Genomic DNA, 20,009 nt, shown 5'->3' on the forward strand with positions numbered 1-20,009 from the left:
AAATTCTGATCTTGAGCTCAATTCATTGATTTGAATACTTTTAGGTAAATATCGGTGTATACCTCGACCGACCCAGCAGGAATAGAGTCATCGGCTTACATAAATTAGAGAAAATGAAACTAAAGTAGGCAGTTAAATTTGAAGAGCATTAAAACGAAAGAAGCCCTCTCAAACCAAAGGCTTGAGAGGGCTTAGCATGGTGTCTAGGACAGTATCCTAAAAGGTAAACTTAAGGAGTAAACACTATGCTAAATAAGTCTGCGACTTATAGGTAGTAACGAGCACCAAGTAGCCACTGGTCATCAGCTTTTTCTTTGTACACGCCAGAACCTTGTAGGTCGAACTGGTAACCAGCAAAGCCTACGAACTGAGATGTGAAGTTGTATTCAGCTTGTAGAGCTGAAGTGCTGTATACAGTTTCGCTGTTCTTGTCGTCTTCTACCGCTTCGTAGTTAACGCTTAAGTTCAGACTGTTAGAAAGTGCGTAAGAAGCAAGTAATTCAACTGCAACTGTCTCTTCTAAAGCAACACCAGAGCTTGAGTTCATGTAGTTATTCATAGCATAAACACCAGCTAAGAATAGACCTTCAGAACCGTAAGAACCGTAAGTAGCACTCACTACGTTAGAATCAGCAGTTTTAGAACCACCGCCAATGTTACCAAATGTAACGTCACCAGTGTTGTATGCGTAGTTTGCTGTGAAATCAGCAATTGCGTAGTTCAATGCAATTTGAGCACGGTTACCGTATTTGTTTGTGTTTGTATCTGAAACTTTATCAGTCTTGCGGCCTTGCCATGCAACACCTACGTTTAGAGAACCAGCGTTACCGAAGTCGATAGCGTTGCCGTAGCTAACCATCTCTTCGCCACGACCAGTACCTAGATTACCGTGATCTTCGTAGATGAAGTCATTCGCAAATGCGATTGGCATATCTGCTACACCAGCAACGTTGTAGTAAGGTGCCCATTGAGTACCTACTGCTGCACGACCGTAATCATCGTGAGAAAGGCCAACGTAACCAAGACGAGTTGTGAATGACTGATCACCACCGTCTAGCATGTTTAGCGCCCATTCACCTTTAGCATCAGCAGTAAAGCCGTTACCAAGTTCATGAGTTGCACCGAAGTTGATACGTGGAGAAACAGTTTCTACACCGATGTCGTCGCTGTTAAGGCGGTCTTCGCTGTTTACATCACCAACTGCAACTGAAACGTGGCCGCCAACAGAGAATGTTGTGCCGTCTTCGTTGTAAAGTTCTACTGCGACTGCCTGTGTACCAAATACTGCACCAGAAATTGCTAGCGCTAAAAGTTTCTTATTCATTTGTCATGTCCATTATGTAACTGGGTGAGTTATTCACTAACAACCTCGTGCTTACGGAGAAGTTGTTACCTGCATTTAACAAGTAGGCAAACCCTAATATACGAATGACAAGAAAGTTGCATTAAAATATATAAAATAAAAAAAATCGCACTATAAAAAACAAAAATACCTTTTAAAACAGTTGATTAACACGACAATCGCTGGGATCTCCTTTCATTCTTTGAGATAAATACTTTGATTATTTTTGATTTTATAATCACTAAAAAAGCATTAAAAATCTAAACCCAAGGTAACTCATCAGACCATCGAGAGGCTCGCCTTTGCCTTTGAAACATTTTGTAACACGTAGAGCTCAGCTGAAATATTTAGCTTTGTGAAACAAATCCCAATATGAGCTAGGAAAAATCGTTCAATAGAAAGTTCATTAGAGAAAAACAAAAAAAGGGCAACCAATCAGCGACTGGTTGCCCTTCATAACTCATCATTGAACTCTTATTTGAAGCAAACCTCAGCCCAACGAGCTAAACCTGCAGTTACTGAACCGAAGTAATTACCACTCACAATCGGTACATTCGGCACAGCTTGTTGTACGGCTTCACGAAGTATCGGTGAACGAGCGGAACCACCCGTCATGTAGATTACGTCTGGCTTTTTCTGGCCTTGTTGAATCGCTTCTTTAACCAACTCAATCATCTTAGACTTTGGTGTTTCAATCGCTTCAACCATCTGTTCGACTGAGATATCTACCTCGACCAGTTCAGAGGCAACATTAATCGCAGCACGATATTGAGGGGATTCTGCCAGCGCAATCTTGGCCTCTTCCGCTCTACGCACAATACCGTAACCCAAAGTGTCGTGATAAACCTTCATCAAACGTTCTAGCTTTTGAGGCTCTGACGCTTCTTTACGAAGTAATTTTAATGCCGCTAGGTTTTCTCTTGAATAGAAGTTCTTTTGAGCTTCAACATTATTAATCGCAATTGGGTTCCAGAATTGAGTCAGTGGCATATCAATACCCGAAATGCCTTTGCTGCCCATACCAAAAGGTGACATCAGTTGTTTGAATGCAAGATAGATATCGAGGTCATTCCCCCCTACCCTTTGCCCACTGTGTGCCAACAAGCTCTGGGTACGATCCGCTTTACCAGACCACGTTGGTCCCATTTCTAATAATGAGCAATCGGTGGTACCACCGCCAATATCAACAACCAATACTGTTTGGTTTTCAGTTAATGTGCTTTCGTAATCAAGGCCTGCGGCTACGGGCTCAAATTGAAAAGCGATATCAAGGAAACCGGCACGCTTAGCTGCGCGAGACAGTATGTCTTCAGCTTGTCTGTTCGCCTCTTCACCACCTCGACCGTGGAAGTTAATTGGTCGGCCGATAACAGCTTGCTTGATCTGCTCTTGAGTCGTGAGTTCGGCTTGATTCTTGATATTTGCCATCATGGCGCACACTAAATCTTCGAAAAAGCTCACCTGCACATCATGCAGTCCACTCGCGCCAAGGAAAGATTTAGGGGACTTAACATAATAAACATCGCGAGGGTCTTCTAAATATAAGTCCAACGCAGCCTGACCAAATGCCATGTCTTCTGGCACTAAGTCGATACTCTCTTCTCTGTTCAGCGCAATCGCACGTCGTAGTACTTGCTCACCGATCGCATCACTCGGCTTGATATTCAAGTGGCGGAATAGATGTTCAGAAACACTCTCACGAGTAGGCGCAAACACGGTTGAGGGAATATAGTGGTTGTTACCTTCTAGCGGTAACAGGCTTGGATCTCCATTAACCATCGCCGCGACAGAACAGTTCGCTGTTCCATAATCAAATCCAATAAACATAATATCCCCCCACTCAACAAAAGGGGCGAGATGCTACATGAAAAGCCTAAAAATTACGAGGTCATTTCTAAATTTAACTGAGTAATTTCTTAGCTTAACGGCTCTTCAAGAAGAAACAAATATGCTACATTTCAGCCCAAATGAATCACAGGTTAGAGAAATGAAAACACCTTGCCGAGCGGCTTGTAAAAATAATGGCGGAATGTGTAGTGGCTGCTTTCGAACAATGGATGAAATTATAGGTTGGAAAGGCTTATCTGAAGAAGAGCAAACGTCGGTTATGGATAATCTTAGTGGCGCGAGTTCGACTCACCAATGTCCACAGTGTAATGAGCCAGCTCAATGCGATATCAGTGCGGGCAAAGAGACGTGTTGGTGTTTTGAGTTAGAAAAACGAGATACTAGCGATATTCCAAAGGCTGGAGTTTGTATGTGTCGTAAGTGCTTGTCTGCCCTGCCCGTTCAGTAGTTTAGAGCCCATTTAGTAAGTTACTGGATAGCAAGTTACTAGCCAGTTCAACATAGACAAAAAAAGCGAGAGGTTGTTTTCTCGCTTCAAAATACTGAGATCAAATTTCGACCTAATCGTTACCTGGTTAGTGTCTACTTCGCTTTTGCAACCAGCGCAGGCTGAGAAAACTGGATACCATTCCAGCCATGAACCATAAAGTTACGAATATTTTGATGGTCGCTGTTCTCAGGAAAACCTAGCACGTCGTTACGATAAAATTGACCAAAACAAGCAAGTGTTTGCTCTGCTGATAGGCCTTGCTCTAAACCAAAAGCAAAAATCTTACACGAACCATTATTCTGCCCTGCAGCGTTCACTACCTCACCATTGCGAAATTCGCGCTCAGAAAAATCATAGTGAGCTTCGATCACTTGCATTGTATCTTCAAATTGCACGGCCTCTGGGGTTTCAGCCAGAGTATTCAATAAGGTTTCCAGTTCCATTTACTATTTCTCCATCAAGTATATATCTGTCAGCAGTGTATCTTGTTTTACGACAAGAGTAAGCCGTTGTTTACTTGAGATAGCGATTCACTTTTTTGTTGTACGCTGCTAATTACTTCAATGAAACTAATGACATAGTTTTATCAGGGCGTTATATTATTTTATCAAACGATTAACATTGTTCAGTAACGAATATGCATAAAGATAAAAACTTAGAACTGTTCAGATACCTAAAGCCAGGTACAAAAACAGCAGGTGTATTGGAATTTGGCCCAGACGACTCAATCCAGATCAGTACACTTTATATCGGACACAAAGAAGATCAGTACCTCATCCTAGAGCTTACGCAAAAAGCGACAGAAGCACTGACGCTGAGAAAGCTCACAAACGTTGATATTATTGTTCGTGCGATTACCGACACCGAACTTGGGCACATTGTCGCGTTCAAAACCAATGTACTGGCTCATATCACCTCTCCAGCACATCTAATCTTCCTTCGCCCACCCTCAAACTTTGCAACCAAGCCTATTCGTGAACACGAAAGGTATAAAGTACGTCTCAGCTGTGAAGTCACTTTTGATACCTTGTCGCTGGATGCCACACTAGTCGACTTTTCAGCGTCAGGGTGCGGTATCTATCTTACCCAGCAATCAGATATTGATGTCGGCTGGAAGATAAAAGTTAATTCTGACTTAAATGAGTACTTAGATGACGATCTTGTCTACAAGGTGGTAAGTAAGAAAAGGCAAAGACAAGGCTGGCTGCTAGGTATCCAATTCCCTGAACACCTAGATATGAGTGATGAGTTGAAAACGCTGCTATTGGAACAAGCCTTTGTCGCTGGCTCGATATAAAGGCAGAAAATTAGTTACTTCTCTTCAACAGACTCCATTAAAGAGCACTAAGTTAAAGCCTAGTGCTCTGTGTCATTCCAGTATGAGTTTTTGAAATGAACAAACGCTTGGTGGAGCGACTCTTCTTTAATCGGCTTTACAATCACGTAATTCGCCCCTGCGGCCATAAAGCTGTCTCTAGTTGACTCTTGAGCATCAGCGGTACACGCATAAATAGGGGCTGACACACCAATCTCACCTCTTAGCTGCTGAGTGGTTTCAACACCACCGAGATTAGGGAGTTGGTTATCCATCAAGATCAAGTCATAGGTAATCGTCTTAGCCATCTCAATCGCTTCTAAGCCATCTTTTACCCAGGTGACGACCATGCCATATTTCTTACAGAAAGCCTGAGCAATAAAGGCGTTGGTGTGATTGTCTTCCACCAGCAACACATTCAAAGGTCGACTAAACAACGCCTCTGGCTCAACCTCAGCTTGTTGCTTAGCATCGACTAATAGCGGCTTGGCGTGTACGACTACAGGAATTTCTATCGTAAACTCTGAGCCTTGACCTATCACGCTGCGGACTTGAATGTCCCCTTCCAGCATATCGACCAGATTTTTTACAATTGTAAGTCCTAAACCAGTGCCACCATATTCACGAGTGGTGGTCTCTTCGGCTTGAACAAAGGGTTCAAAAACAGCATCAATTTTGCTTTCATCAATACCAATGCCAGAATCTTTCACTCGAACGATCAAGCTGGCGTGATCGGAGTTAAAGATACTCTCGAGCTCAAAGCTGACGGAGATACCGCCTTGATGAGTGAATTTAAAAGCATTACTCAACAGATTAAACATGATCTGATTGAGACGTACTTGGTCGGTATTGATTTCAATGTCATCAACCAAGTGATTCACAATGGTAAATTCGACGGATTTATCTTCACACAGCGGTCGATAGATGCTGTCTAAGGTATTAACTAACTCCCCTAAACGGAAGTCTTTCTTTTGAATATTAAACTGCCCTTGCTCAATCTTTGAGAAGTCCAAGATATCGTTAAGTACCGCCAGTAAATGTTCCGCACTATTACACAGTACATCCACCTGCTCGCGATTATCTTCATTGTGCATAGAGCGCTTGAGCAGCTGAGACACACCGAGAATACCGTTGAGCGGCGTGCGAATCTCATGACTCATCTTAGCTAAGAAGTCTGCTCGCACATTCGCAAGATGCTCAGCTTCTTCTCTTGCTCGATCAGCCTGTCTTTCCGCCTCGATTAGCTTAGTAATATCTTGCCCTTGTACCACCACTCCTGTGATGCCGTGTTCCACGCGAATAGCAGACATGTTCCAACGAAACACCTTTTCACCAATGGGTACGTTAATACCCGTCAGTTTAGAACCCTGAACCACCATTTGAATATTAGGCAGCATTCGCTGCTCAAACTCTTGGGCAATTGGACCATAATTGTCATCAGCATCGAACAACGCCATGCGAGCGGCGGGGTTCATCTGAATCAAATCGCCTTTTTCAGACCAAACTAAGATAGGCGAATGAGCAAAGTTAAAGAGATCTTGGAATTTTTGATTCTGTTCAGATAAGCGCTCAAAGGTGTCTTCAAGAGTACAACCAATATGATGAAATTCGAAAATGTTAGAGCCATCGAACTTGTTGTACTCTTCGCTAGCACTTGCCGAACGAGTAAAGTCCATTAGCTTATCAAGCTCGGCTGAGACTCTCTTTTGAATCCAAGTTCGAGCAAAAAAAGACATCAATATGATCACCACAATCACCACGATGATCGCACGCTGATAATTCTCTTCTAACGCAATGAAATTATTATTTTTTTGAACAGCTCGAATGATTAAAGGAGTTTCAACAGCATTAATCTTTATGGTTGCGATGGTAACGAAATGACGCGGCAACTGTTCGTACATTTGGTAATTGAGGATGTCAGTAATGGTGTAGCTTTCATCACCACTGAATGTCGATGTCACCGGTGTACCGTGCGCTTCAATCACGATATTTTCGCTATTACTGCCCTGTTGGATTGACTCAGCCAAAGAGAAGTTGTTGTCAAGCACAATGGCGATATAGAGTTGACCAAGGACTTCCCCAGTAGCGTTATCAACAATAGGGGTACGGCGAGCCAACAAGTGACGCTTACCTATATCTGTCCTCAGTTTAATAAAATGCCAATTACTGCTGAACGAAACCTCATCAGAAATATGCTTTAAGTTGGACTCATCCAAACCATAAAATTGACTGTTGCCGTCTTCCCAAGCCAAACCATCGTGGGTTGAGACAAAGCGTAAATCTGGTGCATGATCCGGTTCACCTTGGTCAACACCAAAGAAAAAGTAGCTCAGAGTCTCGTCATTACCCGTATCAAAGTACTCTCTGAGAGTTTCACTGTGTGAGCTACTGTCTTGATGGATTTGCAGCACCGACAAACGATAATCAAACATGTTTTGGATCAGGCTTGAGGTTTGCTGTACCGTTCGATTCGTCTCTTGCTGTACGATATTACTGCTGGTTTCATAATTATGAATAAGCACGCCAAGTGCCATCACGCCTATCACCAAAATAACGATACGCGTAATGAGTCTAGCTAAAGTGTTTCTAGGTGTACTGGCGTAACTTTTCTTCATTAGTGACCTGAGTACCTAAATGCTCGCTGTTTAAGTTCTGAAATACGTTCTGGGGAATCTTCCTTGGTGACAATTTCAAATTCACCAGAGTAAACGGTAGGCACTTCCAAACCGGCTAGATCCCACTTGATCGCCTCTGCCATTGCAATGCCTGTATCGTCGTTCATACGCATGACAGTAACATCTAGGTCGCCCCTTGCAATGGCTTCAAGTTCAGCAGAGCCGCCTCCCCAACCATTCACTAAGATGTCTTGGCCCGATTCACGAATCGCTTCCATTGCACCGAGAGCGACATCCGTTGAACATGCATAGATAAAGTCTAGATCCTTATCGTTCTCTATGCTGATTTTAGCCGCTTGGTAGCCACTGTCTTTGTTTGATTTTGTGTAAAACGAAGACTTAAGGGTAAAGTTGGTATCCGTATTCACTTCATGGATAAAAGTATCTCCACGCGCATCACTGATATAGCCTTGTGAGTAATACAAAACAGAATACTTACTGTCTGGCGGACTTACTTGTTTAAAATAGTCCGCCAGTTTTAAACTGCCTGTCGCATGGTCAAAACCCACATACATAAATGGCTGTCTATCTGCCCAAGATCGCACTGGCGTCGTGATATTTTGAAGAATCAGTTTGGTGTCTGTAGAGGTCAACACGTGCTCGATAAACTTGCGGTGGCGCGTGGTATCTAGCGTGAAAATCAAATAATCCGTCTTGTTTTCAATCGCTTCTTGCAACGAAATACTCTGCTGCGCGAGATCGGCATTAATACGGGTAAACACTTGATTTATTTGATAGCGGATCTTCAGCCTATCGAGACGCTTCTCAAAAGCTTGAATATTGCGAACCCAGTAATCCGAGATCTGTTGGCCCGGATACACCACGGAAATAGTAATTGGTTTGTCTTGGATTCTTCTCAGTGGCACAGGGTGATTTTGTACAGCCTCGACCATTTTATCGGTCAATGCTCTTTGTTCTGGAAAAGTGGAAAGATAATCTTGGTATTCCCAGTACCCATTGAGGACATGAGTACCATGGGAGAGAGCGGACGCAGAAAATACGGCAAGTCCAAACAACATCAGTAAACGTTTCATATTTTTCTCGTTTTATATGAGCTACTTTGGCTCATTTTTTAACCTAGCATGACACCATCTCTTTGTATGGCTAATGGATATTATGTAGGACAACGATGATAAATGATAGCGTCTAACACTAATTAGAACGACATTCTAAATGAGCAATATGTTAATTTGGAATGGAGATTAAGAACAACGAGTTAAATTATGATTTCAGCCCATTCACGGTAAGAGTAATTACCATTTAAATTCATAAGCTTAGCTAGAGCTATTATAGCCCCTTACACTATTAAGATTTAATCAATAACAAACATTTTAGCTATGAATTATGAGACTTCGATATATTGAATTTGCTCTTCTTGCCACTCAATGATTAGTTTGAGTGATACCAGTTTTTCTTTGCGGGATTTGGGCAACTGCTTGATCGCGTATTCGGTTTTCAACGCCTCACTTTTTGAGCCAACACCAAAGCTCCAAACCAGCTTAAGTGGGCCTTTACCTTTTAAAGCTTTGGCGCCTTTACCGGTTTGATGTTGTTCAAATCGACGTTCTAGATTGTTCGTCACGCCACAATAAAGGGCATTGTGACGATTGCGGATCAAGTACACTACCCAATCCGCATTTTTATCAGCATCTGACATTTAAAGCAGTGATTCAACCAGAGCCTTAAGCTCTGCCACTTCTGCTCGTAGGCTTGCAACTTCAGACTCAAGCTCTTCAAACTTTTCACTCGTTGCAGAGGGGGCAGCCGCGCTTACTGATGCCATCGCAAACGCTTCAACGTCCACTTCACCGCTCAACAAATGCTGGTAGCGTGATTCACGTTTACCCGCTTCGCGTGGCAGCTTCACAACCAAGGCACCTGCTTCTCTTGCAGCGAGTTTGTCTAATGTTGCTTCTACTTCTTTCACATCACTAAAGTTTGCAAGGCGACCCGTTCGAGTACGAAGTTCACCGGGTGTTTGCGCACCGCGCAGTAACATACAGCAGATGATTGCACGCTCTTGCTCTGTAAATTGCAGATCGCCGAACTCAGTGTTGCAGAAACGATGCTGATACTTATTAACACGGCTATTGAAGCTGCTCTCATCACTCACCATGCGACGTCCGATTAAACCATCAACTGCATCTAAAACATCTGACTCAGAAAGAGAGAGAACAGGTTCACGGTTACTCTTTTGATTACATGCCGTGGTTAAACTGTTCAGTGTCAGTGGGTAATGATCGGGAGTAGTGACTTCTTTCTCGATCAAACAACCGATAATTCTCGCTTCAATTGGGGAAAGTACTGTGTTCATCGTTTTTCCTTTTTATTATTTTGATAATTCCATCTCAACACCTAACAATGCAGTAACTAGTGTTCAGACAAAATTGGTACTCGTTTCTTTCTGCCCTGTTCATCAATCATTATGATCTTAGAACGGTTTAGCTCTATTTCCACGACTTCCAAATAAGTACGCTCTTGTACATACGCATCACGAAGCTTGTTTTGTTCTGCTGAAGATTCAGTGACATTGTCGTCCAATTCTTCGTTTTCCAATTGTTGTTGATTCATTTCACATTTCGTATCAATGCAGTATCTACATGGGATACTAACTTGAACGGTAAGATAAAAACAATCACACATCAGCGAGAGTGACGAATAATTAAACAACCTTACTTTTGCTTTGATCTAAAGACTGTTACATCATCAATTGATGTGCTTTAATCAGAAGCAGACAACGTATTTGACGAATAGGAAAAGGAATCTATGAGCAGCGTATTTGAAATTGTTAACCAAGCACGACGTAAGAACAAACTTAAGCGTGAACTTTTAGACAACGAAAAGAAAGTTCGTGACAACCGTAAGCGTGTCGACCTTCTTGATAACCTACTTGATTACATCAAGCCAGAGATGACTCACGACGAGATCCTAGGCATTATCAAAAATATGAAAGCTGACTACGAAGACCGTGTTGATGACCACATCATCAAGAGCGCTGAGATTTCTAAAGCTCGCCGTGACATCAGCCGTCGCATTCGTGAACTGACAGAAGAAGACAAGCAAATCCAAGGTAAGAAGTAATCTAACCTCGCTAATTTACTTGTAACAATGTTAGTAACCCACTCTTAGTAGTGGGTTTTTTTTACCTAAACTCCAGCGTCTATACTTAAGCATCTAAACCTAACCGTCTAGGCTTAAGCGTACCTAAGCAAAATGAATGAAACTCAACAGCAGTATCAAACTAAATAACAAGTGTACACTAGCGATGGAGAGACTTTATGTACGGAAGTATTCTGATTACCTTGGCGTTATCAACGACACAACCTTACCCTGAAAAATTTGAGAAACTTTATACCGAAGAAACCGAAATCACTTATGACGATCTCGTGGTCGATGTTCATGGCTACAAGGTTCCGACCCGATCAGCATTTCGAGGTTGGATGCTCCTCAATCACGCTCAAGACCAAGTGAGAGCAATCGGACAACAACTCAAGGACAATGGCGTTACTCAGAGCATGCCTCTGCATCTCGTTCTATTGCAAGGGACGGATTGGGCAATGAGTAATACAACCTTGTTTACCCTCCCAAATAAGAAACATGTGCCAAACATGATCAATACCCTGAAGTACATACAACAATATATTGAGCCTGAAATCGGTGTTGTTATACCAGTATCTGGAGAGCGAACCGATATCTACAATCAACAAGCTGGTGGTGCACTGCGAAGTAAGCACTTAGAGTTTTGTGCCTTAGACCTAGTGCCTGCAAATGACATTACGCGCGAAGATCTACACGTGAAACTTAAAAAGATTCATTCGGAATTCGGGCAAAAAAATAATGTTGGGCTTGGTTTATATTCAGGTGTTCGATTCCACATCGATACTTGTGGGTTTAGACAATGGTAAAGAAATACGATCAAGTCATAAAGACCTGCAATTCGCACGTGTCACTTAGACTCTAAAAACAAGCGAAATTACATAAGATTATGATTTTAAATGTAAATTAAAACTGGAACGCTAATTGATATTAATAACAAGTATCATAATTATTAATAGCAATTAGGAATTCAATATGAAGACGATGACTCAACGCTTTCAAACTCTGCTTTCTGTTTCAAACTTCAGTCTAGCTATCACAACCTTGCTTATGCTTCTCAGTATTATTGTTGCTTATCCAATGGCCGATCACTTCTCACTGCCAATTCAAATCGTCGCCCACATCAGCACCATCTTAGTCGCAGCCTTGCTGAACATCAGCTATGTCGGTCGTTGCCTTGCACAATACAACCTTGGATTGGAAGTTCGTTAAGTAGCGCCGCGCTAGCCTTGATACGGGAGCCCTAGACAATATCAAGGCTACTGAAAAGATCGTACAGCTGGTGAGATTTATAGGGTTTAGGTAAGTAGGCGTTCATACCGGCTTCAAAACAATCTTTGATGTCTTCTTCTAGAACACTGGCGGTTAAAGCTATGATGGGTAATGGTGTGACTTGTTGATCGGCTTCCCACTGACGTATCGCACGAGTCGCCGTTATGCCATCCATAACAGGCATCATGCAGTCCATTAAGACTGCATCAAACTGAGCACCCTGGGTGATGACATCCACCGCTTCTTGGCCATTACTGGCAATCAAATATTCATAACCCGCTTGCTCAAGGAAGAAGCTCGCTATTTTTTGATTCATCAGATTGTCTTCAACGATCAAAATGCGTCGATTCAGAGAGCGAACTTCTTCATCTTTTGCTTCCACTTGAGGCGTTTGCTCTTCGCCCACATCGAGAGATTGTAAGCTGGTTAAGAAACGTCGGCCCAAGAATGGCAAGGTATGAGTCGAGTGGACCGTTTCTCTGATTAGGTTGGTTTTAAATAGGTGATGCTGACAAACGATGACGCGAGCAAGAGGATATATCACCTTCAACGTCGCAAGATCTTTTTCCATAGAGTGGTGCAAGGTATGACAATAAAGTATGAAGTCACTTTCTTTTACACTTTCACTAAGGGCAGCAATGGATGACACCACATTGGCTCGAACATTCAAACGCTCACACTCTTTAACGAGCTGATCGAGGTAATTGAAAGAGTTCGAGATGATGGTCGCTCGGCTCAGGTTATCGAAAGTTTGAACAGGCGCTTCTACAACATCGACATACAAACAAAAAGTGAATGTAGAGCCCTCTCCTTTCACTGAACGCGCGGTAATGTAACCACCCATCAAATCAACAAGCTGTCGACAAATCGCAAGCCCTAACCCCGTACCGCCAAATTGACGGGTAATGCTGCCATCTTCTTGAGTGAAAGGTTCAAATATGGACTCTAACTTCTCGGGCTCAATCCCAATCCCGGTATCAGACACGCTGCATTCAAGCTTGCCCCTGCCCATAGACATAGGTGTATAAGCAATGTCAGTTGTAATTGTGCCCTTAGACGTAAATTTGATGGCATTAGAAAGCAGATTGGTCAGCACCTGTCTCACGCGGTACTCATCGAAAAACAGTTGTGACGGCGTTTGATAATCGATATTGATGTCGAGCTCAATATCCTTACTTATCGCTTTCGACTGAATCACACTCACAGAGTCATAAACCGCTTCTCGCAAATCAGCATTGTGTGGTGACAACATCAAGTTACCCGACTCGATTTTAGACAGGTCGAGTATGTCATTCAGCAGCACCAGTAAAGAGTGAGAGGACGATTCGATATCCCCCAGTACTTCTTGTTGATTTGGGCTCAGTTGGCTTTGAGATAAGATCTCAGCCATGCCAATGATCCCGTTAAGTGGCGTGCGTATTTCATGTGACATATTTGCTAAGAATGCGCTTTTGGCTTTGTTAGCCGAAATCGCGTCTTCTTTTGCTGTTATCAACTCTTTGTTGTGCAGATAGTTGCGTTCCATCACTCGATTTAGGGTTTCAGTGAACTCGGCAAGCTCATCGTTCCCTTGGATACGAATCACCTTTGGCTGGCCGTAGCTATCAGCGCATTCCGACACACCTTTCAAGATAATCGACAGGTTTCTGTTTAAGCGCAGAGATGTCGCAACCCCAAGCCACATCAAAACACCAGAAGCGATGAGTATAAGCAACGTCATGACCAAGGTTTGCCTTTTCTGCAACGCGATATTCTTGGTCAGTTCAAACTGTATTTGATTGGTGTAAGCGCCAATCGCGTTTGAAATAGCCCGTTTTTTAACCTCTAAGCTTTTCAAGTGTTGATATATTTCGGGTGATGAAAAGTCCCCTTTGAGGATTCGAGATATAAATTTGTCTTGAAAATCATCTTTGGCGACCGCGTTTAGCAGTTGCCTAATTTCAGGTGAACGAGTATCAGAGCGGAAAAATGTATCAAGCAACTGTTGCTGCCTCTCTAGCGCACCTACATAGCTCAATAAATATTGATTTCTTAGCTCGGGCGAGCGATACAAACTGAAGCTTAACCACGCTTCTCTCTGAGTCCAAAACACATAATGCGTAAGACTGATAAACATCGCTTCCGCTTGACCAATATTGCCATCGACTAAAGCCATGCGATATTCGGACAGCTCCATCAGCACGTCTTTTAACAAGTCGAAAGCGCGCTCTGTCAATTTTCTGCTGTCTGTCGTTTCAGGTGTACTAGCTAGGATCATCAACAACTTTTTCAATTCAGCTAACTGAGGGTCAATACTCCAATTGCTGTCGAACCGTTGAAGTCGCATTCCATACTGAGTCAGTCTATCCAGTTCTGATTGCAGTGTTAAAAGCAACTGACCTTTCTCAGGGGAATCATTAGACAGCACCAACCATCGATAAGCATCACTTGAAACCGTATTAAAAGATTGAAGCGCTTCGACCTTAATACGCGTTGTTTCAAGGTGATTCATCTTCTCATCGTTCTTAAGCACTTCATTCACTGTAAACCCGAACATAATGAGTACAGAAACCGTGGAAAGAAAAATAAGACGCCATCTAATTGACATGTTTATCATTTTTATAACGACTCCCTTCCCGAAAGTAATTTACCTAACCCAAATTAAGAATAGGACATTAACAGAGGGTTATTGATCAAATTGGATATGAACAAACGATACTCTGAGCCCAGAACGAAAAATTAAAGCCAACTGGTATCCAGAAAAGTGCTTTAAAGCGGAAAGGCGTGCTTTTATTAAGACTGGTTTAAACAAGCGAGGTTTCAGTGAGCAAAAGGTAAACAAAAGACGTTTTCTCCAGTTATTATCACCGGCATAACAAGTACACATCCACATTCTGCGGCTCAACTAGACTGTGAATAATGACTCTGCGTGCTAACAAAGTGGATAGTTAGGTTAAAATTGTGACATCCAATCGTTTACGTGATGCACTTTTCACACTCAAGCTAGGCTTATTCAAAGGTCAAACATCAATACTCGTTAATTCCCTTATTTATCGTTTACTGTTTACGTGTAACTTGAGTTAGCGATCACACCTTTAATGTTCAATATAACCTGTATTACATATTATCCTTTGAATTGAGTATTTTTTGACGAAAAATAAGTGCTACAGATTATTAAAGTCAATAGTCTTTATCTACGTTCAAATCTTGATTTATGGCTAATATAAAGCCAATTTATAGATATTTTGTCTGCATTTATTTTTCCTAGCAGAATAACCCGTCGCACCTTACAATCCTGCCACATAAAAATTACAAGTTACACACAAGGCATATCAGCACATTTAAGTGGCAATAGAGACCACAGACTGATGCCTCAAATCCCCTATGCTGATTGGCTTCCCTACAACCGCCATGAATGCAGAAACTTAACGTGAAAGGTCCCGAGTAAAGATGAGTCCCGAAAAGCACCTCCTAGATTGGCAAACTAGTCAAACCATTGCTGAATCCATCGCTCCAACTTTAGGTCAGTTATACCGTCAAAAAGGCGTAGAAGTTATCCTCTTTGGTAAGACCTTAGTTAACGCGACAACTATCGACATCATCAAAGCTCACCGCATCGCAAAACGTTACACTGGTTCTCCTCTTACAGCAGAACAGACTCAACCTATCATTCAACACCTTCTCTCTATGGACTTATCTCCATGTCGTATTGATGTTGGTCGCCTTGCGCATTCATTCTGGCAAGATCGCGAACACACACATGGGTTGGATGATTTCCTACAAACTGCACTTATCGAATCGCTTGAAGGCGATGCAATGACAGAACCTCGTGACGTTGTATTGTACGGTTTTGGTCGTATTGGCCGACTGCTAACTCGTCTGTTGATCGAGAAAAGTGGCCCGGGGTACCCACTGCGTTTACGTGCAATCGTTGTACGCGGCGGCAAAGATGGCGACCTAGAAAAACGTGCAAGCCTGCTTCGTCGTGACTCTGTACACGGCCAATTCAACGGCAGCATTGTTGTAGACCAAGAACGCAAAGCGATCATCGTTAACGGTAACTTCATCCAAGTTATCTACGCAAACAAACCAGAAGAAGTGGATTACACGGCTTACGGTGTTGAAAATGCACTTGTGGTTGATAACACAGGCGTATGGCGTGACGCGGAAGGCCTGAGCCAACACGTTGCGTGTAACGGTGCGAAGAAAGTGCTACTGACTGCACCTGGTAAAGGCGACATCAAGAACGTGGTATTTGGTGTGAATGAAAATGTTATTCAGCCAGAAGACACCATCATCTCTGCAGCAAGCTGTACTACTAACGCAATCACGCCAGTATTGAAAGCGGTTCACGACAAGTTTGGCGTGCTGTCTGGTCACATCGAAACGGTGCACTCATTTACCAATGATCAAAACCTAATCGATAACTTCCACTCGGGTGATCGTCGTGGTCGTGCTGCATCATTGAACATGGTACTGACATCGACTGGCGCTGCTAAAGCAGTATCAAAAGCGATGCCGGAAATGGAAGGTAAGCTAACAGGTAATGCGATTCGCGTTCCTACGCCAAACGTTTCAATGGCAGTTGCGAACCTAAACCTTGAGAAAGGCACAAACAAAGAAGAGTTGAACGAGTACCTGCGTGAAATGGCGCTGTCTTCTGCTTTGTCTGCACAAATTGATTACACAGACTCGACTGAGATTGTATCTACCGACTTGGTTGGCTCTCGTCACCCAGGTGTGGTTGACGGTGTGGCGACTATCGCACAAGACAACCGTGCCGTGCTGTACATTTGGTACGATAACGAGTTTGGCTACAGCTGCCAAGTTGTTCACTGTATGGAACAGATGATGGGTGTACGCTACAAGACATACCCAGAAGTTTAATTAACTTCGCTCTTGTAGATACGTCCATCGCAACAAGCTCCACAACATAATAACTATATCTGCGAAGTCTGTATGGACTTCGCAACCCCTTTTGTTTTACTCCCCCGTATAAACAAGAGGGTTGCCACTTAGATCTGCTCTCTCTAACTGATCTAGGTGGCCTTTTTACATCTAGCGCCCTAACTTTTATCGCTATAATAAGATCTTGTCTTCATCACTCTTGCACAGCTTTACGTCTGTTATAACTCAACCTCAACATCTGACTGAATCGAGCTTGAACATGCAAGCACGTAGCCCTGTTCAATCTGCTCTGGCGTCAATGTTTCTTGGCTGCTTGATTCCACAGATCCTTTGGTCACTTTGCATTTACACGAACCACAAATCCCACTACGACAAGCGATAATAATTGGAACGCCTGCTTTTTCTAATGAATCCGCCAATGGTGTGCCAGTTTCCGCTTCAACTTCAGCGCCGAACGCAGGCACAAATACCTTAACAGCACTATTCGTATCGTCAGCAATTTCGGCGTTTGACGCTTCTGATTGAGCATCCTGAGTAGCAGGAGTAAAGCTTTCTTGATAGAAGTTATCCATGTTGAACTCAAGCTCTTTCAGATAACTCTCAATATCTTGCATGAAGCCGACAGGCCCACACAGGTAAACCGTTCTATCTAAGATATCTGGGCTCAGTTTCACCAACCAGTTTTTATCTAAACGACCTTGAGGGGCGGTTGTTCCTTCGTTGTCTTTTAACAGCAGTTTTAAGTTGAAATTCGCATGTGATTCATCGAGCTGATGAAGTTCTTGAAAGTAGATAGTCTCAAGCTTGTTGCGTGCCATGTGGACGAAATCAATCTCAATGTCACTGTCACTGTCTTGAGACAGCCAATATTTTACCATCGCTATGACTGGTGTAATGCCACAGCCAGCACTCACTAGCGTTACTTTCTTTGTCGCCGTTGGCATGCAATCAATACAGTTAAACGCGCCTGCCGGCTTCAACACAGAAACCTCGTCACCTTCATCAAGCTCATCGACAATAAAGTTCGAAACCAAGCCACCTTCCACACGCTTGACTGTCAACTTCAGGCGGTTATCTTCGGGGCAAGAAGCCACTGAATAAGCACGGTAATCCGTTTTCGTCGGCATATCTAAACCCAAGGTGATGAACTGACCGGGCTTAAAATTGAAATGTAAGTCTTGTGGAATACTGCCAAGCTCAAAGCTGACCGTATCTGGCGTCTCGTGCCATTTCTTTAAACACACTAAATTGATTGAATCGCTATTCGACCATGCATACATAGTTCACACACCTTACTGATACTAAAGAATTAAATCTAGAAAGCCCCGCCGCTGCACGTTCCTAGAGAACAGCAACAACGGGGCTTGGGAGTGGGCTTAGATTAAGCCGCTAAGATTGTTTTAAGATCTTGCTCTGGCGTTGAGATAGAACGCATGTCGAACTCGTCTTGAATAATCTTTAGTAGGTTTTCAGTTAGGAATGCAGGCGCTGTTGGGCCTGTGTAGATACCTTTCACACCCAGTGCGAACAGAGTAAGCAGGATAACGATCGCTTTTTGCTCGAACCAAGAAAGAACAAGTGTTAGTGGTAGTTCGTTGATGCCACAATCAAACTCTTGAGATAGCGCAAGAGCAAGCTGAATCGCTGAGTATGCATCGTTACATTGGCCAACATCGAGCAGACGTGGAATACCGTTAATGTCGCCGAATTGGTTTTTGTTGAAACGGAATTTACCACATGCCAATGTCAGGATTACTGAATCTTCTGGCGCTTGAGCTGTGAAATCTGTGTAGTAGCTACGTTCAGATTTATCGCCGTCACAACCACCCACTAGGAAGAAGTGTTTGATGTTGCCTTCTTTCACTTGTTCAACAACCGCAGGCGCTGCTTCCATCAAGGCGTTACGACCAAAACCGACAGTGATCATTTGCTCGATCTCGTCATGCTTAAAGCCTTCTTGCGCAAGAGCACAATCGATCACTGCACTGAAATCGTCACCTTCAAGGTGAGCAACACCCGGCCAGCCTACGATGCTACGCGTAAATAGGCGGTCAGCGTACGAGCCCACATCTGGGTTAAGCAGACAGTTAGATGTCATTACGATCGCACCTGGGAAGTTCGCAAATTCTTTTTGCTGGTTCTGCCAAGCGCTGCCGTAGTTACCCGCAAGGTGTGGGTACTTGTTTAGTTCAGGGTAGCCGTGTGCAGGTAGCATCTCACCGTTGGTGTAAACGTTAATGCCCTTGCCTTCCGTTTGTTGAAGGATCTTTTCTAGATCATGCAGGTCGTGACCAGAAACAAGGATACAGTGACCTCGCTTCGTCTTCACATTCACGGTTGTTGGTTGAGGGTGACCGAAGGTATCTGTCTCGCCTTTATCCAACATTTCCATGACCTTGTAGTTCATTAAGCCGATCTGCATAGACGTATCTAACAGTTGTTTTAGGTCTGATGGATCTGTACCTAGGAACGCCATGATTTCATGGTATTCAGCGAAAATAGCATTATCAGTTTGACCAAGAACACGTGCGTGCTCCATGTAAGCTGCTGCACCTTTTAGACCGTATAGGCAAAGAAGGCGAAGACCAATCACATCTTCGTGTTGAGAGTCGTGACCACGGTTTACCGCCGCTTGAGGGGCAAGCGCCAATAGCTCTGAAGAGTCCGTTGGAAGGTCGAATTGAGCAGCAGCAGAAAGCGCTGGGATCTCAAAACCAATCAATGTCGCTGCCGCGCGAACCTGTTGCTCTAAACGCTGCTTGAATTCATGGGACTGTTGTGCGAATTCGATGATACGAGCAGGGTCGAAGTTAACGTTGGTTAGTGTTGCGAAAAACGCTTTTGGCGCCCACTCGTCGATTTCAGTATCAATAACATCACACGCACGGCCCAAATTGGCCCAAAAAGAAACACCTTGAAGAGAATGCACCAACACGTCTTGAAGGTCGGATACTTCCGAAGTTTTACCACACATACCTTGTGCGAAAGAACAGCCTTTTACGGTTGGGGTTTGAATTGTTTGTTCACATTGAATACAGAACATATAAGGGCTCCAGTAATTTTTATTAACTGTAAGTACTTTGC

The 20,009-nt window shown here is 43.2% G+C and carries 17 protein-coding genes; 6 read left to right on the top strand and 11 right to left on the bottom strand.

Annotation, left to right across the window (positions count from 1 at the left end):
* Window positions 1-265: 265 nt before the first annotated feature.
* Window positions 266-1,324: a porin gene (locus tag AB4517_RS07555; protein ID WP_372148141.1), complete on the bottom strand. Its 1,059-nt coding sequence runs from the start codon at window positions 1,322-1,324 to the stop codon at window positions 266-268.
* Between the two features lie 492 nt (window positions 1,325-1,816).
* Window positions 1,817-3,169, bottom strand: coding sequence for a molecular chaperone (yegD, locus tag AB4517_RS07560; protein WP_136973813.1), 1,353 nt, complete (start codon window positions 3,167-3,169; stop codon window positions 1,817-1,819).
* A gap of 160 nt (window positions 3,170-3,329) precedes the next feature.
* Here yegD and AB4517_RS07565 point away from each other — a divergent pair, with 160 nt between their 5' ends.
* Window positions 3,330-3,638: a DUF1289 domain-containing protein gene (locus tag AB4517_RS07565; RefSeq protein ID WP_080582242.1), complete on the top strand. Its 309-nt coding sequence runs from the start codon at window positions 3,330-3,332 to the stop codon at window positions 3,636-3,638.
* Between the two features lie 134 nt (window positions 3,639-3,772).
* Here the strand turns inward: AB4517_RS07565 and AB4517_RS07570 are convergent, their stop codons facing one another.
* Window positions 3,773-4,123: a HopJ type III effector protein gene (locus AB4517_RS07570; RefSeq protein WP_102397945.1), complete on the bottom strand. Its 351-nt coding sequence runs from the start codon at window positions 4,121-4,123 to the stop codon at window positions 3,773-3,775.
* A 194-nt stretch (window positions 4,124-4,317) separates the two neighbouring features.
* Between AB4517_RS07570 and AB4517_RS07575 the strand changes: the two genes are divergently transcribed.
* Window positions 4,318-4,977, top strand: a complete 660-nt coding sequence (locus AB4517_RS07575; RefSeq protein ID WP_017066093.1) for a PilZ domain-containing protein — start codon at window positions 4,318-4,320, stop codon at window positions 4,975-4,977.
* A gap of 59 nt (window positions 4,978-5,036) precedes the next feature.
* On the opposite strand, the gene luxQ is transcribed toward AB4517_RS07575, so the two are convergent.
* From luxQ to AB4517_RS07600, 5 genes are all read right to left on the bottom strand, one after another.
* Window positions 5,037-7,610, bottom strand: a complete 2,574-nt coding sequence (gene luxQ, locus AB4517_RS07580) for a quorum-sensing autoinducer 2 sensor kinase/phosphatase LuxQ (RefSeq protein WP_136973814.1) — start codon at window positions 7,608-7,610, stop codon at window positions 5,037-5,039.
* Window positions 7,610-8,704, bottom strand: coding sequence for an autoinducer 2-binding periplasmic protein LuxP (locus tag AB4517_RS07585; RefSeq protein WP_372148142.1), 1,095 nt, complete (start codon window positions 8,702-8,704; stop codon window positions 7,610-7,612). Before AB4517_RS07585 ends, luxQ begins: the two co-directional genes overlap by 1 nt.
* A gap of 308 nt (window positions 8,705-9,012) precedes the next feature.
* Complete coding sequence (locus AB4517_RS07590) at window positions 9,013-9,327, bottom strand: GIY-YIG nuclease family protein (RefSeq protein ID WP_136978689.1); 315 nt, start codon at window positions 9,325-9,327, stop codon at window positions 9,013-9,015.
* Complete coding sequence (locus tag AB4517_RS07595; RefSeq protein ID WP_017061769.1) at window positions 9,328-9,984, bottom strand: YceH family protein; 657 nt, start codon at window positions 9,982-9,984, stop codon at window positions 9,328-9,330. It abuts the gene before it with no gap.
* A gap of 56 nt (window positions 9,985-10,040) precedes the next feature.
* Window positions 10,041-10,241, bottom strand: a complete 201-nt coding sequence (locus AB4517_RS07600; RefSeq protein WP_017068647.1) for a hypothetical protein — start codon at window positions 10,239-10,241, stop codon at window positions 10,041-10,043.
* 195 nt (window positions 10,242-10,436) lie between these two features.
* On the opposite strand from AB4517_RS07600, the gene AB4517_RS07605 reads away from it, so the two are divergent.
* The 3 genes from AB4517_RS07605 to AB4517_RS07615 all read left to right on the top strand — a co-directional run bounded on the left by AB4517_RS07605 (window position 10,437) and on the right by AB4517_RS07615 (window position 11,978).
* Window positions 10,437-10,751 carry a DUF496 family protein gene (locus tag AB4517_RS07605; RefSeq protein WP_004742367.1) on the top strand — a complete coding sequence of 105 codons (315 nt, stop codon included), beginning with the start codon at window positions 10,437-10,439 and terminating at the stop codon, window positions 10,749-10,751.
* A 197-nt stretch (window positions 10,752-10,948) separates the two neighbouring features.
* Window positions 10,949-11,575, top strand: a complete 627-nt coding sequence (locus AB4517_RS07610) for a D-Ala-D-Ala carboxypeptidase family metallohydrolase (RefSeq protein ID WP_017066096.1) — start codon at window positions 10,949-10,951, stop codon at window positions 11,573-11,575.
* Window positions 11,576-11,741: 166 nt separating this feature from the next.
* On the top strand, window positions 11,742-11,978 hold the full coding sequence (locus AB4517_RS07615; protein ID WP_017061772.1) for a hypothetical protein: 237 nt from the start codon (window positions 11,742-11,744) through the stop codon (window positions 11,976-11,978).
* Window positions 11,979-12,009: 31 nt separating this feature from the next.
* Here the strand turns inward: AB4517_RS07615 and AB4517_RS07620 are convergent, their stop codons facing one another.
* Window positions 12,010-14,574: an ATP-binding protein gene (locus AB4517_RS07620; RefSeq protein WP_372148148.1), complete on the bottom strand. Its 2,565-nt coding sequence runs from the start codon at window positions 14,572-14,574 to the stop codon at window positions 12,010-12,012.
* Window positions 14,575-15,467: 893 nt separating this feature from the next.
* Here AB4517_RS07620 and AB4517_RS07625 point away from each other — a divergent pair.
* A complete protein-coding gene (locus AB4517_RS07625) occupies window positions 15,468-16,904 on the top strand; it encodes a glyceraldehyde-3-phosphate dehydrogenase (RefSeq protein WP_017061774.1) in 1,437 nt (478 codons plus the stop codon).
* A gap of 239 nt (window positions 16,905-17,143) precedes the next feature.
* Here the strand turns inward: AB4517_RS07625 and AB4517_RS07630 are convergent, their stop codons facing one another.
* Together AB4517_RS07630 and hcp are read right to left on the bottom strand one after the other, a co-directional pair.
* Window positions 17,144-18,205, bottom strand: a complete 1,062-nt coding sequence (locus AB4517_RS07630; protein WP_017071646.1) for a hybrid-cluster NAD(P)-dependent oxidoreductase — start codon at window positions 18,203-18,205, stop codon at window positions 17,144-17,146.
* A 101-nt stretch (window positions 18,206-18,306) separates the two neighbouring features.
* On the bottom strand, window positions 18,307-19,968 hold the full coding sequence (gene hcp, locus AB4517_RS07635; RefSeq protein ID WP_017068651.1) for a hydroxylamine reductase: 1,662 nt from the start codon (window positions 19,966-19,968) through the stop codon (window positions 18,307-18,309).
* Between the last annotated feature and the right edge of the window lie 41 nt (window positions 19,969-20,009).

This window comes from Vibrio sp. 10N.222.52.C3 (genome assembly GCF_041474195.1).
Lineage (GTDB): Bacteria > Pseudomonadota > Gammaproteobacteria > Enterobacterales > Vibrionaceae > Vibrio > Vibrio crassostreae_C.

Excerpts from the sequence above, each read along its gene's own strand:
- AB4517_RS07555 (WP_372148141.1), bottom strand. The coding sequence starts at position 1,324 with ATGAATAAGAAACTTTTAGCGCTAGCAATTTCTGGTGCAGTATTTGGT.
- yegD (WP_136973813.1), bottom strand. The coding sequence starts at position 3,169 with ATGTTTATTGGATTTGATTATGGAACAGCGAACTGTTCTGTCGCGGCG.
- AB4517_RS07565 (WP_080582242.1), top strand. The coding sequence starts at position 3,330 with ATGAAAACACCTTGCCGAGCGGCTTGTAAAAATAATGGCGGAATGTGT.
- AB4517_RS07570 (WP_102397945.1), bottom strand. The coding sequence starts at position 4,123 with ATGGAACTGGAAACCTTATTGAATACTCTGGCTGAAACCCCAGAGGCC.
- AB4517_RS07575 (WP_017066093.1), top strand. The coding sequence starts at position 4,318 with ATGCATAAAGATAAAAACTTAGAACTGTTCAGATACCTAAAGCCAGGT.
- luxQ (WP_136973814.1), bottom strand. The coding sequence starts at position 7,610 with ATGAAGAAAAGTTACGCCAGTACACCTAGAAACACTTTAGCTAGACTC.
- AB4517_RS07585 (WP_372148142.1), bottom strand. The coding sequence starts at position 8,704 with ATGAAACGTTTACTGATGTTGTTTGGACTTGCCGTATTTTCTGCGTCC.
- AB4517_RS07590 (WP_136978689.1), bottom strand. The coding sequence starts at position 9,327 with ATGTCAGATGCTGATAAAAATGCGGATTGGGTAGTGTACTTGATCCGC.
- AB4517_RS07595 (WP_017061769.1), bottom strand. The coding sequence starts at position 9,984 with ATGAACACAGTACTTTCCCCAATTGAAGCGAGAATTATCGGTTGTTTG.
- AB4517_RS07600 (WP_017068647.1), bottom strand. The coding sequence starts at position 10,241 with ATGAATCAACAACAATTGGAAAACGAAGAATTGGACGACAATGTCACT.
- AB4517_RS07605 (WP_004742367.1), top strand. The coding sequence starts at position 10,437 with ATGAGCAGCGTATTTGAAATTGTTAACCAAGCACGACGTAAGAACAAA.
- AB4517_RS07610 (WP_017066096.1), top strand. The coding sequence starts at position 10,949 with ATGTACGGAAGTATTCTGATTACCTTGGCGTTATCAACGACACAACCT.
- AB4517_RS07615 (WP_017061772.1), top strand. The coding sequence starts at position 11,742 with ATGAAGACGATGACTCAACGCTTTCAAACTCTGCTTTCTGTTTCAAAC.
- AB4517_RS07620 (WP_372148148.1), bottom strand. The coding sequence starts at position 14,574 with ATGTTCGGGTTTACAGTGAATGAAGTGCTTAAGAACGATGAGAAGATG.
- AB4517_RS07625 (WP_017061774.1), top strand. The coding sequence starts at position 15,468 with ATGAGTCCCGAAAAGCACCTCCTAGATTGGCAAACTAGTCAAACCATT.
- AB4517_RS07630 (WP_017071646.1), bottom strand. The coding sequence starts at position 18,205 with ATGTATGCATGGTCGAATAGCGATTCAATCAATTTAGTGTGTTTAAAG.
- hcp (WP_017068651.1), bottom strand. The coding sequence starts at position 19,968 with ATGTTCTGTATTCAATGTGAACAAACAATTCAAACCCCAACCGTAAAA.